This window comes from Pseudomonas sp. GW822-FHT06B12 (assembly GCF_058799675.1).
Genome location: NZ_JBXALR010000006.1, coordinates 250,577 through 263,414 on the forward strand (window position 1 = coordinate 250,577; position 12,838 = coordinate 263,414).

The 12,838-nt window shown below is 60.8% G+C and carries 11 protein-coding genes; 7 read left to right on the plus strand and 4 right to left on the minus strand.

All coding sequences use genetic code 11. The features are described from left to right. Positions 1-170 precede the first annotated feature (170 nt). The 7 genes from treP to tadA all read left to right on the plus strand — a co-directional run bounded on the left by treP (position 171) and on the right by tadA (position 9,752). Positions 171-1,613, plus strand: coding sequence for a PTS system trehalose-specific EIIBC component (treP, locus tag AC1RKH_RS15790; protein ID WP_493062967.1), 1,443 nt, complete (start codon positions 171-173; stop codon positions 1,611-1,613). Positions 1,614-1,730: 117 nt separating this feature from the next. Then, positions 1,731-3,380, plus strand: coding sequence for an alpha,alpha-phosphotrehalase (treC, locus tag AC1RKH_RS15795; protein WP_493062968.1), 1,650 nt, complete (start codon positions 1,731-1,733; stop codon positions 3,378-3,380). A 104-nt stretch (positions 3,381-3,484) separates the two neighbouring features. Then, positions 3,485-4,708 carry a maltoporin gene (locus AC1RKH_RS15800; protein ID WP_123425294.1) on the plus strand — a complete coding sequence of 408 codons (1,224 nt, stop codon included), beginning with the start codon at positions 3,485-3,487 and terminating at the stop codon, positions 4,706-4,708. A gap of 132 nt (positions 4,709-4,840) precedes the next feature. Then, positions 4,841-7,375, plus strand: a complete 2,535-nt coding sequence (gene ptsP / locus AC1RKH_RS15805; protein ID WP_493062969.1) for a phosphoenolpyruvate--protein phosphotransferase — start codon at positions 4,841-4,843, stop codon at positions 7,373-7,375. A gap of 2 nt (positions 7,376-7,377) precedes the next feature. Beyond that, positions 7,378-7,668, plus strand: a complete 291-nt coding sequence (locus tag AC1RKH_RS15810; RefSeq protein WP_493062970.1) for a PTS sugar transporter subunit IIB — start codon at positions 7,378-7,380, stop codon at positions 7,666-7,668. A 210-nt stretch (positions 7,669-7,878) separates the two neighbouring features. Beyond that, positions 7,879-9,255, plus strand: coding sequence for a multicopper oxidase family protein (locus tag AC1RKH_RS15815; protein WP_493062971.1), 1,377 nt, complete (start codon positions 7,879-7,881; stop codon positions 9,253-9,255). Next, positions 9,255-9,752 (plus strand): tRNA adenosine(34) deaminase TadA, encoded by a 498-nt coding sequence (tadA, locus tag AC1RKH_RS15820; protein ID WP_493062972.1) that lies wholly within the window; start codon positions 9,255-9,257, stop codon positions 9,750-9,752. Before AC1RKH_RS15815 ends, tadA begins: the two co-directional genes overlap by 1 nt. 133 nt (positions 9,753-9,885) lie before the next feature. Here the strand turns inward: tadA and cmoB are convergent, their stop codons facing one another. The 4 genes from cmoB to AC1RKH_RS15840 form a co-directional block, all read right to left on the minus strand. Further along, positions 9,886-10,842, minus strand: a complete 957-nt coding sequence (cmoB, locus tag AC1RKH_RS15825) for a tRNA 5-methoxyuridine(34)/uridine 5-oxyacetic acid(34) synthase CmoB (protein WP_493062973.1) — start codon at positions 10,840-10,842, stop codon at positions 9,886-9,888. Next, positions 10,839-11,618 carry a carboxy-S-adenosyl-L-methionine synthase CmoA gene (cmoA, locus tag AC1RKH_RS15830; protein WP_493062974.1) on the minus strand — a complete coding sequence of 260 codons (780 nt, stop codon included), beginning with the start codon at positions 11,616-11,618 and terminating at the stop codon, positions 10,839-10,841. Before cmoA ends, cmoB begins: the two co-directional genes overlap by 4 nt. Before the next feature lie 182 nt (positions 11,619-11,800). Beyond that, a complete protein-coding gene (locus AC1RKH_RS15835; RefSeq protein ID WP_493062975.1) occupies positions 11,801-12,436 on the minus strand; it encodes a lysoplasmalogenase in 636 nt (211 codons plus the stop codon). 2 nt (positions 12,437-12,438) lie between these two features. Further along, positions 12,439-12,831 (minus strand): protease inhibitor I42 family protein, encoded by a 393-nt coding sequence (locus AC1RKH_RS15840; RefSeq protein WP_493062976.1) that lies wholly within the window; start codon positions 12,829-12,831, stop codon positions 12,439-12,441. Between the last annotated feature and the right edge of the window lie 7 nt (positions 12,832-12,838).

Consider the following 12,838-nt stretch of genomic DNA (forward strand, 5'->3'; position numbering starts at 1 on the left):
ATTGCGCTGATGGTGGGGTGGTCGTGGCTGTCGGAAATATGGCCGCTGGTCGGCTGCTCATTAAACAAATTCAAACTCGTCTGTACGAGTTGTTGCAATAACTCGTACAGACGAGTACTTTTCGCTTCGGCATGCTGCCAACAACAAAAAAACACAGTGGATGAAAAAGCATGAGCCACGATTACGCGACTATCGCCAGCGAGCTGCTTCAGAGCCTCGGTGGTGCTGACAACCTTGAACAGGCCGCACATTGCGTCACGCGTCTGCGCCTGGCCCTCAAAGACCCACGCCTGGTCGACAGCGCGACGCTGAATCAGATCGACCTGGTCAAAGGTTCGTTTTTCACCGGCGGCCTGTTTCAGGTGGTCATCGGTCCCGGCGAGGTCGAGAAGGTCTACGCCGCACTGCGCGAGCAGACCGGTCTCGCCGCGTCGACCATCGCCGACGTGAAACAGAAGGGTGCCGACAAGACCAACGCGATACAGCGGCTGGTGCGGGTGTTCTCCGATGTGTTCATGCCGATTCTCCCGGCACTGATCATTGCCGGTCTGCTGATGGGCGTGAACAACCTGATCGGCGCCAAAGGCATGTTCATTGCCGGCAAGACCTTGCTTGAGGCCTATCCGACGCTGGACGGTGTCTGGAGCCTGATCAACCTGATGGCCAACACCTCGTTCGTGTTCCTTCCGGCGCTGGTCGGCTGGTCGGCAGCCAAGCGTTTTGGCGGCAGTGAAATCCTTGGCATCGTGCTCGGCCTGATGCTGGTTCACCCGGACCTGCTCAACGCCTGGAACTACGGCAAAGCGGTGGCCGGGCTGGACGGCCAGAGCCTGCCGTACTTCGATATTTTCGGCTGGTTCAAGATCGAGAAGGTCGGTTATCAGGGTCAGATCCTGCCGATCCTGATGGCCGCTTACGTCATGAGCGTCATTGAAAAATGGCTGCGGGCACGAGTGCCGAACGCCATTCAACTGCTGGTGGTGCCGATTACCACCATCGTTGTGACCGGGGTGCTGGCGCTGGCGGTGATCGGCCCGGTGACCCGTCACCTGGGGATTCTGATCACCGAAGGCGTGGTGACCTTGTTCGAGCTGGCGCCGATGGTTGGCGGGGCGATTTTCGGGCTGCTCTATGCGCCGCTGGTGATCACCGGCATGCACCACATGTTCCTTGCGGTGGACCTGCAGTTGATCTCGACGCAGGGCGGCACGTTCATCTGGCCGATGATCGTTATGTCCAACCTCGCTCAGGGCAGCGCGGCGCTCGGAGTGTTCTACATGACCCGCAGCGCGCGGGATAAAAGCATGGCCTCGACCTCGGCGATTTCCGCCTATTTCGGCATCACCGAACCGGCCATGTTCGGCGTCAACCTGCGCTACAAGTTTCCGTTCTACGCAGCCCTGATCGGCTCGGCGCTGGGCTGCATGTTCCTGTCGCTGAACAAGGTTCAGGCCTCAGCGATCGGTGTCGGTGGCTTGCCCGGTTTCATCTCGATCATCCCGCAGTTCATTCCGATGTTCGTGATCGGGATGGTCATCGCCATGGTCGTACCGTTCGTTCTGACCTGTGGCTTGAGCATGAAAATCGTTCGGCCCGGGTACCGAGTCGCTTGATAGATCGCTATCGCGAGCAAGCTCGCTCCCACATTGGAATGCGATCAACTGTGGGAGCGAGCTTGCTCGCGATGAGGCCCTCAGGGCCAGTACAAAACCAATTGAAGGATTTGCGCCATGCAAGACTGGCAGCGTTCGGTGATCTACCAGATCTACCCGAAGAGTTTTCACAGCCACGCCGGCAACGCCACGGGCGATCTGCTCGGGGTGGTGGCCAAGCTCGATTACCTGCAATGGCTGGGTGTCGATTGTCTGTGGATCACCCCGTTCCTGCGCTCGCCGCAACGCGATAACGGCTACGACATCAGCGACTACTACGCCATCGATCCGAGCTACGGGACCATGGCCGACTGCGAGTTGCTGATCGCTGAGGCCGGCAAGCGTGGGATCAAGCTGATGCTCGATATCGTGGTCAACCACACCTCCATCGAGCACACCTGGTTTCAGCAAGCGCGCAGCAGCCTCGACAACCCGTACCGTGACTTTTACATCTGGCGCGATCAGCCGAATAACTGGGAGTCCAAGTTCGGCGGTTCGGCCTGGGAGTACGAGGCGCAAACCGGTCAGTACTTCCTGCACCTGTTCGACCACACCCAGGCCGACCTGAACTGGGACAACCCGCAGGTCCGTGCTGAAGTCTTCAAGCTGATGCGCTTCTGGCGTGACAAGGGCGTGGGTGGTTTCCGTCTGGACGTGATCAACCTGATCTCCAAACCGGCGGACTTCCCTGAGGACAACACAGACGGCCGGCGCTTCTACACCGACGGCCCGAACGTGCACGAGTACTTGCAGGAAATGCACCGCGAAGTGTTCGAGGGCCATGACCTGATCAATGTCGGCGAGATGTCTTCCACTAGCCTTGAGCACTGCATCCGCTATTCGCGGCCGGACTCCAAAGAACTGTCGATGACCTTCAACTTTCATCACCTGAAGGTCGATTACCCGAACATGCAGAAGTGGGTTCGCGCCGACTTCGACTTCCTCGAGCTCAAGCGCATCCTTTCCGACTGGCAGACCGGGATGCAGGCCGGTGGCGGCTGGAATGCGCTGTTCTGGTGTAACCACGATCAGCCGCGCGTGGTGTCGCGGTTTGGTGATGACGGCGAACACCGTGTGGTGTCGGCGAAGATGCTCGGCACCGCGCTGCACTTTCTGCAGGGCACACCGTTCATCTATCAGGGTGAAGAGTTGGGCATGACCAATCCGGGCTTCGAGAGCATCGAGCAGTACCGCGATGTCGAGACCTTGAACATCTACCGCCTCAAGCGCGAGGCGGGCGAGTCCGCGGTGTCGAGCATGGCCGCGATCATGCAGAAATCCCGCGACAACAGTCGCACCCCGATGCATTGGAATGCGCAACCGAATGCGGGTTTCAGCAGTGCTGAGCCGTGGATCGGCGTGCCGGCCAACGCCACGCAGATCAACGTCGAAAACCAACTCGACGACACGACTTCGGTACTGCACCACTATCGCCAGTTGATTGCCTTGCGCCGCAGCGAACTGCTGATTCAGGACGGCGTGTATCGCCAGCTCTTGCCCACGCACCCGCAGGTCTGGATTTACCTGCGTGAAGGCCAAGGCGAGCGTCTGCTGGTGGTGAATAACTTCTACGGCACGGCGTGTGAAGTCGAGCTGCCGGAACGGGTGATCACCGACTGCATGTTGCAACGTCTGGTGATCAGCAACTACCCGGATTGTGAGGTGCGCAATCAGCAGCTGTTCCTGCGGCCTTATGAGTCGTTCGTTCTGCACCTGACCGACCACTAAAAAAACACGTTCTTCCTTTCGTAGGAGCAGGCTGCGCCAGCTCCTACGGGGATTGTTTCGCCCGAAAAAAGACTCAAGACAATAAAAAAATAATGGGGTGGCTCTTGAAAACAACAATAAATCGCAGCCTTGCAGCGTCGTGCGTGTGCCTGGTATTGCCGTTCTCGGCGCACGCTCTGGAGTTCGCCGGTTACTTGCGTAGCGGCGTCGGAACCTCGGTCAACAGCGGTTCGCAATCGTGCTTCAAACTGCCCGGCGCAGAGTCGAAGTACCGTCTGGGCAACGAGTGCGAACAGTACGCGGAACTGGAATTGCGTCAGAACCTGCTGACCCTCGATGACGGTTCGGTACTCAGCGTCGACGGCATGGCCTCGTTGTACAACCAGTACGACCGCAACCTGACCTTCCAGGGTGACAACGGTTCGGTACGGATGCCGCAGATGTACGCCCAGTGGTCGAACCTGCCGAGCCTCAATGGCGGTTCGTTGTGGGCCGGGCGGCGTTACTACAAACGAAACGACATCCACATTTCCGATTTCTACTACTGGAACCAGAGCGCCACCGGTGGTGGTATCGAGGACGTGAAGATCGGCGATCTGAAATACAGCTACGCGTTTTCGCGCAAGGACAACCTGTACCAGAAGGACTACGTCACCCGGCAGGATTTCAACGTCTCAGGCTTCGACACCAACCCTGGCGGTGAGCTGGAGTTTGGCCTGAGCTACATCGACAAACCCGACCGCCGCGACGCGCACGCAGGCTGGGCAATCACCGCCCAGCACGTGCAGAAAAACTTCCTTGGCGGCAAGAACAAACTGGCGCTGCAATACGGCGAAGGGCCGGGCACCGGGTTGGGCTACACCGGCGATGTGGGGCTGGACGACCACAACAAAAGCTATCGTCTGGTGGAGTTCTTCGACTGGCAAGTGACACCGCGTTTTGGTGGTCAGGTCGAAGCGGTCTATCAAAAGGACATTCGCCCGGACGGTAACGGCCAGAACTGGCTTTCTCTCGGCATTCGTCCAACCTACGCGATCACCGAGCAATTCAAACTGGTCACCGAACTGGGTCACGATCAGGTTCAGGCATCGGATGGCACGCGCAAGTTGAGCAAATTCACCTTTGCCCCGACCTGGTCGCCAAAAGGTCCGGACTTCTGGGCGCGTCCCGAGGTGCGTTTGTATTACACCTACGCTAGCTGGAACGAAGCGGCCAAGCGTGCGGCCAATGAACTGGCGCAAGGTTCGGCGTTATCCGATACCGGCGCGTTCGGCACGGCACTGCATGGGTCGAACGTCGGATTGCAGGTCGAGTACTGGTGGAAGTAATTGCACCGCATGTATACCGGTAGGAGCTGCCGGAGGCTGCGATCTTTTGGGGCGCTGAAGATCAAAAGATCGCAGGCTGCGCCAGCTCCTACGGGAAATGCCTTTATAAAGAACAAAACTGCAGGTGAAGTCATGACCATAACCCAACCATTGCAATTGCTGGCGCCGCTGTCCGGGGTGCTGATGCCGCTTGATCACGTGCCGGATCCGGTGTTTGCCAGCCGCGTGATCGGCGACGGTCTGTGCATCGATCCGACCTCGCAGATCCTGTGTGCGCCGTTGGCCGGTGTGGTCAGCAACCTTCAACACACTGGTCATGCGATCAGCATCACCGATGACAGCGGCGTTCAGGTATTGCTGCACATTGGTCTGGACACGGTGAACCTCGCGGGCCAGGGATTCAGCGCATTGGTCGAGCAGGGCCAGCGTGTCGAGGCCGGGCAGCCGTTGATCGAGTTCGATGCCGACTATATCGCCCTGCATGCCCGCAGCCTGTTGACCTTGATGCTGGTGGTCAGTGGCGAGCCCTTCAGTCTGCTGACACCGGACAACGGTCTGGTGGCCTGCGCACAGCCCCTGTTGCGCCTGAGCCTTGGCGATCCACGTTCCAGCACTACGCCGGAGGAGGGCGAAGCGCTGTTCTCCAAACCGGTCCACCTGCCCAACCCCAATGGTCTGCACGCACGGCCGGCGGCGATCTTTGCGCAGGCGGCGAAAGCTTTTGCGGCAAGCATTTGCCTGCACAAGCAACAGGACAGCGCCAACGCCAAGTCGCTGGTGGCGATCATGGCGTTGCAGACGGTGCACGGCGATGCGCTGCAGGTCAGTGCGGTGGGCGAAGATGCCGAATTGGCAATCAGCACGCTGGCCCAATTGCTGGCGGATGGCTGCGGTGAGGCTGTGACTCCGGTTGCGCTGGTAGCGCCAGTGGTTCAGGCGCAGGCCGTGTCGACGAAGCTGCTGCGCGGTGTCTGTGCTTCGGCGGGTTCGGCCTTCGGGCACGTGGTGCAAGTGGCTGAGCGCACTCTGGAGATACCTGAGTTTGCCGCGGATCAACGCGTGGAGCGCGAGTCGCTGGAGCGTGCGCTGACCCACGCGACGCAGGCACTGCAACGCTTGCGTGACAACGCGGCGGGCGAGGTGCAGTCGGACATTTTCAAGGCGCATCAGGAATTACTCGAAGACCCGAGCCTGCTGGAGCAAGCCCAGGCCCTGATCGCCGAGGGCAAGAGCGCGGCGTTTGCCTGGAACAGCGCCACTGAAGCCACCGCTACGCTGTTCAAGACGCTGGGCAGCACGTTGCTCGCCGAGCGTGCGTTGGACCTGATGGATGTCGGCCAGCGCGTGCTCAAGCTGATTCTCGGGGTGCCGGACGGTGTCTGGGAGTTGCCGGATCAAGCGATTCTGATTGCCGAACAACTGACACCGTCGCAGACCGCTGCCCTGGACACCGGCAAAGTGTTGGGTTTCGCCACCGTAGGCGGAGGTGCCACCAGCCATGTAGCGATACTCGCCCGGGCCCTGGGTTTGCCAGCCGTGTGTGGCTTGCCGCTGCAAGTGCTGTCGCTGGCCAGTGGCACCCGAGTGCTGCTCGATGCCGACAAGGGTGAATTGCACCTGGATCCGGCGGTGTCGACCATCGAGCAGTTGCACGCCAAGCGTCAACAGCAAAGCCTGCGTCATCAACACGAGCTGGAAAACGCTGCAAGGGCGGCCATCACCCGCGACGGTCATCACTTCGAAGTCACGGCCAACGTTGCTTCGCTGGCTGAAACCGAGCAGGCCATGAGCCTCGGGGCCGAGGGTGTCGGCCTGTTGCGTTCGGAGTTTTTGTATCAGCAGCGCAGTCTGGCGCCGAGTCATGATGAACAGGCCGGCACCTACAGCGCCATCGCCCGCGCACTGGGCCCGCAGCGCAATCTGGTGGTCCGTACGCTGGATGTCGGCGGCGACAAACCCTTGGCCTACGTGCCGATGGACAGCGAGGCCAATCCGTTTCTGGGCATGCGCGGAATTCGCTTGTGCCTGGAGCGTCCGCAGCTGTTGCGCGAGCAGTTTCGGGCGATTCTGAGCAGCGCCGGCCTGGCGCGTCTGCACATCATGTTGCCGATGGTCAGCCAGCTGTCGGAGCTGCGCTTGGCGCGGCAGATGCTCGAAGAAGAGGCGCTGGCGCTCGGGTTCAAGGAGCTGCCGAAACTGGGCATCATGATCGAAGTCCCGGCGGCGGCGCTGATGGCGGACCTGTTTGCGCCCGAGGTGGATTTTTTCTCCATCGGCACCAACGACCTGACCCAATACACCTTGGCCATGGACCGCGACCACCCGCGTCTGGCCAGCCAGGCCGACAGTTTTCATCCGTCGGTGCTGCGCCTGATCGCCAGCACCGTGAAGGCCGCCCATGCCCATGGCAAGTGGGTCGGAGTGTGTGGCGCGCTGGCCTCGGAGACGTTGGCGGTGCCGCTGTTGCTGGGGCTGGGGGTGGATGAGCTGTCGGTCAGCGTGCCGCTGATTCCAGCGATCAAGGCGGCGATTCGCGAGGTCGAGCTCAGCGATTGCCACGCCATCGCCCATCAGGTGCTAGGACTGGAGAGCGCCGAGCAGGTTCGCGAGGCGCTGTACGTGCAGCAACAGGCGATGGTCGAAACTTCACAGGTGTTGGAGAACTGAACATGTTCGAGAAAATGCAACGTGCGTTCTGGAAGGCATTGACCCCGGATCTGCTGGTGGATGAGCCGAAGGTGGCACGGTCGTCTTCAGCATTGCTGGCACCGAGCGTCATGGCCGCGTTGGGCGGGGTGGATAACCTCAAATCCCGGCAGCGCGTAGCACTGACGCGGGTGCGGGTGGAGTTGCGGGATGTGGCGCGGATGGATCGACAGGGGTTGAGTGCGGCAGGTGTGGCGGGAGTCATGATGCTGGAAGATGGGGTTGTTCATCTGATCACCGGTCTTCAAGCGTAAACGTCATCCTGTGGGAGCGAGCTTGCTCGCGATGCTTTTGGCGTATTCAACGACGCCATCGCGAGCAAGCTCGCTCCCACAGGGCATTGCCAGCCATGATTTGACTGTGACCAGTCGCCGTGTTGCCCTTACTGTTTCTCAACCGCAGGTGTATCGTATTCGCCTTTTGCGGGCATAGGCCTGCCGCTGATACGTGAGGTTGTTGAGTTCATGTCTTTTACCCGTCGACAAATACTGGGTGGTCTGGCCGGTCTGGCAGTGGTGGGCGTCGGGGCCGGTGGTGCATCGCGTTACTGGCTGGGGAAAATGGCAGACGCCAACGCGGGTCATGACTACGAACTGATCGCCGCACCGCTGGATGTCGAGCTGGTACCGGGGCACAAAACCGAGGCCTGGGCTTTTGGTCCATCGGCGCCGGGGACGGAGCTGCGGGTGCGCCAGGGCGAATGGCTGCGAGTGCGTTTCATCAACCACCTGCCGGTGCCCACCACCATTCACTGGCACGGTATCCGTTTGCCGCTGGAGATGGACGGCGTGCCGTACGTCTCGCAACTGCCGGTGTTGCCGGGCGAGTATTTCGACTACAAGTTCCGCGTGCCGGATGCTGGCAGCTACTGGTATCACCCGCATGTGAACAGCAGCCAAGAGCTGGGTCGGGGGCTGGTCGGGCCGCTGATCATCGAAGAGCGCGAGCCCACCGGTTTCAAGTACGAGAAGACACTCAGCCTGAAAAGCTGGCACGTCGATGAAGAGGGCGCCTTCGTGCCGTTCAGCGTTCCTCGCGAAGCGGCCCGTGGTGGTACGGCCGGCCGTCTGGCGACCATCAATGGTGTACCGCTGCCGGTGGTTGAGTTGCCGGCCGGGCAAATCACCCGCGTGCGCCTGCTGAACCTCGATAACACCCTGACTTACCGCCTCAACATTCCCGGTGTCGAAGCGCAGATCTACGCGCTCGACGGCAACCCGATCGAGCCGCGTCCGCTGGGCAAGGAATACTGGCTGGGCCCGGGCATGCGCATTTGCCTGGCGATCAAGGCACCCAAGGCGGGTGAAGAATTGTCGCTGCGCAACGGCCCGGTGCGCATTGGCACGTTGCGTTCGGTGGCCAACACTGACGCGCCAACCCAGTGGCCACCTGCACTGCCGGCCAACCCGATTTCCGAGCCAGACCTGGCCAATGCCGAGAAGCTCAACTTCAATTTCGAGTGGGTCGGTTCGGTCTCGGTGAACATCGACAATGGCAAGCCGCCGAGCCTCTGGCAGATCAACGGCAAGGCCTGGGACATCACCGATAAAACCTGCGCCGACCGCCCGATTGCTAAGCTTGCGAAAGGCAAAAGCTACATTTTCGAATTGAAGAACATGACCCAGTACCAGCACCCGGTTCACTTGCACGGCATGAGCTTCAAGGTCATTGCCTCGAACCGAAAAAAGATCATCCCGTACTTCACCGACACCTACCTGCTGGGCAAGAACGAGCGCGCCCAGGTGGCGCTGGTGGCGGATAACCCGGGGGTGTGGATGTTCCACTGCCATGTGATCGACCACATGGAAACCGGCCTGATGGCCGCCATCGAGGTGGCCTGATGCGTCAGATACGCGCCGCACAAATCATCGACCGTAGCCGCGATCAGGACTTCATGCGTGAAGCCCTGGCCCTGGCCGCGCAAGGTGCCGCCCTCGGCGAAGTGCCGGTGGGCGCGGTGCTGGTGCAGGACGGCGAAATCATCGGGCGTGGCTTCAATTGTCCGATCAGCGGCAGCGACCCCAGCGCCCACGCCGAAATGGTCGCGATCCGCGCTGCGGCGCAGGCCGTGAGCAACTATCGTCTGCCGGGCAGCACGCTCTACGTCACGCTGGAACCGTGCAGCATGTGCGCCGGTTTGATCGTGCATTCGCGGATTGCGCGGGTGGTCTACGGGGCACTGGAGCCCAAGGCCGGGATCGTGCAAAGCCAGGGGCAGTTTTTCACCCAGGGCTTTCTCAACCACCGGGTGCTGGTCGAAGGCGGGGTATTGGCCGACGAGTGCGGCGCGGTGTTGAGCGAATTCTTCAAGGCCCGGCGCGCCAAGCCTGCTGAATAAACACCAAACCAATGTGGGAGCGAGCTTGCTCGCGATGAGGCCCTAACATCCAACATCAATGTTGAATTTCAGGCCGCCATCGCGAGCAAGCTCGCTCCCACAGGGGATATCCAGCGATCAGGAGATAGGTATTTTATTTACGGGCGACTATCACCGCGCGCATCGGCGCCGGCAAACCTTCAATGGTCTTGCTGTGATCTTCAGGGTCGAGGAAGTCGCTCAGTGACTGATACTTCATCCACTCGGTCCCGCGTTGTTCCTCGACTGTGGTCACGCTCACATCCACGCAGCGCACATCGCTGAAGCCTGCACGGCGCAGCCAGAGCATCAGCGCCGGCACCGACGGCAGGAACCAGACGTTGCGCATCTGCGCATAACGGTCTTCCGGCACCAGCACCTGCTGTTCGTCGCCTTCGATTACCAGCGTTTCCAGCACCAGTTCACCACCCTTGACCAGGCAATCCTTCAGCGCCAGCAAATGCTCGATCGGCGAGCGGCGGTGGTAGAACACGCCCATGGAAAACACCGTGTCGAAGCCCTCGAGATTGGGCGGAAGATCCTCAAAGGGAAACGGCAGGTGCCAGGCCGAGGGTTCTGACAGGTAACGCTGCACTGCCTGGAACTGGCAGAAGAACAACCAGTTCGGGTCGACGCCGATCACGCTGTCGGCGCCGGCGCCGAGCATCCGCCACATGTAATAGCCGTTGCCGCAGCCGACATCGAGGATGCGTTTGCCTTTGAGGTTCAGGTGCGGGGCGACCCGCGACCACTTCCAGTCCGAACGCCATTCAGTGTCGACGTGTACGCCGAACAAGTCGAATGGACCTTTGCGCCATGGCGACAGGCCCATCAGTGCGGTGCGCATTTGCGCGCGGGTTTCATCGTCGCAGTCGGTGTTGAGCACCAGGCCGTTCAGCAGATCCACTTCACTCGGTTGGATCTTTGGCAAAGCGTCCAGTGCACTCTGCCAGCGTTCCAGGTCGCCGTGACCCTTTTCCATTTTTGCGTCGAGTTGCGCTTGCAGGGTGTTGGCCCAGTCGGCCAGTGGCGTGCCGGCCAGACGGCGGGCGAGGGGAGACAGATCAATCATGGCAAGGCAATCAACGAGGCAAAGTTAAGACACTGGAACCACGGCACGACTTTCGAGAACCCGGCGGCCAGCAGGCGTTCGCGGTGTTCTTCGAGGCTGTCGGGCTTCATGACGTTTTCGATGGCGCTGCGCTTCTGGGCGATTTCCAGTTCGCTATAGCCGTTGGCGCGTTTGAAGGCGATGTGCAGGTCGGTGAGTAGCGCGTGTTCTTCGGCGTCTTCGAAACGCAGTTTCTCCGAAAGGATCAGCGCACCGCCCGGCAACAGCGACTGGCGAATGCGGCTCAGCAGTGCAGTGCGCTGGTCCCGGGCGATGAACTGCAAGGTGAAGTTCAGCGCCACCACCGAGGCCGGCTCGAACGCCAGCGCGAGGATGTCGCCTTCGATCACTTCAACCGGCAGCAGCTCCTGGAACATCGAGTCCTGCGCGTTGAGGTATTCGCGGCAGCGCTCGACCATCGCCGCCGAGTTATCCACAGCGATCACCCGGCAACCGTCGGTGCGTACGTGACGGCGCAGGGCCTGGGTCACTGCGCCGAGGGAAGAACCGAGGTCGTAAAGCACGCTGTTGGGCTGGGCGAACTGCGCCGCGAGCACGCCGAGGTTTTCGACAATGGTCGGGTAACCCGGCACCGAGCGCTTGATCATGTCCGGGAACACCCGCACCACGTCCTCGTTAAAGGCGAAGTCGGGCACCTGGGCCAGGGGCTGGGCGAAAAGGCGATCGGGTTCTTTGCTCACGGCGGTTCCAGCGGCGGATGTGGAAAAGGCCGGCATTTTAGCCAACTTGGCGCGCGGATGCGCGGGTTGTCTGATAAACCGCCGGGTAGGCGCTGATGTCTGTGTCTTCAGTTATGCCGCTATCGCGAGCAAGCTCGCTCCCACAGTGGTTCTGAGTCGGGCACTTACTATGTGTGCAGCACAAATCAAATGTGGGAGCGAGCTCGCTCGCGATGGGTTCAGCGCGGTTTCTGGGAGAACGCCGACGCCGCAATCCCCCATTGCCCCAGCCAGTAGCTGAGGATGATCACATAGGGTGCGGCCTCGAACGGCAGCACAAAGCGGCTGATGCCAATCACGCTGTCGGAAAACACGAACGCCACCGCGCCAGCGGCCGCCAACAGTGCTGAGCGCTTCGGCACGTTACTGCCCAATCGGGCCAGGGCACGCCAGAGCATGGCGCTGATGGCCACGCCGTAAACGATCACCGGAATCAGCAGCGGCCCCAGGCCATGGCTGATCAGTATCCCCAGCAGCAGCGCGCCAACCCCAAGCGCCAGAATCAGCGGCACCAGCGCCAAGCGCCGGCAATCACTCAAGTACGCCTTCAAATACGCCAAGTGCGCGAGCAGAAACGCGCCGAGACCAAACACGAATAAATCCCCAGGCCACGCCAGCAGCACATCGCCGAGCAGGGAAAAGATCAAACCCAGGCTGATCCAGCGCCGATAGTCGCTGGGCGGTGCGTCGTGCAACCAGCCGAGCAGCGCCAACACCGGCAACGGTTTGACCAGCAGACACAGCAACTCGGCGTGAACGCTCACCCCGTAAAGAAAGGTCACCGCGCCCATCAGCGCCAGAATCAGCCAGCCCACGATCAGTTAACCGAAATTGTGCAGTCGAAGGTTTGCGCAGGCTCGACTTCCGGTTCCCACGGCTGTTGATAAGTCAGACGCAAGCGCCCGTTACCGGCAGCGAAGGCTTGAAAGCGCCAGGTCGATTGCCCGCCACTGCCCACCAGCCCGCTGTTTTCCGGGTTGGTGTAAACCTCCGGGCTGATCGCCCGCAGCACACCGCCAGCCGAATCCTGGATCGCCCAGCGATAACCGGTGGTTGGGTTGCTTGGCAGCGTCAGGATCAGGTGTTGCCCGTTGTTCAGTTGCACCGGACATTCGCTCTGTTTTTCCACCGTCACGTTGTGTTTCGGTTGAGTGGCGCAGGCGGCCAGCAGGGCGAGGCTCAGGGGTAGAAGCAGACGGGTTGGGGACATTGGATCG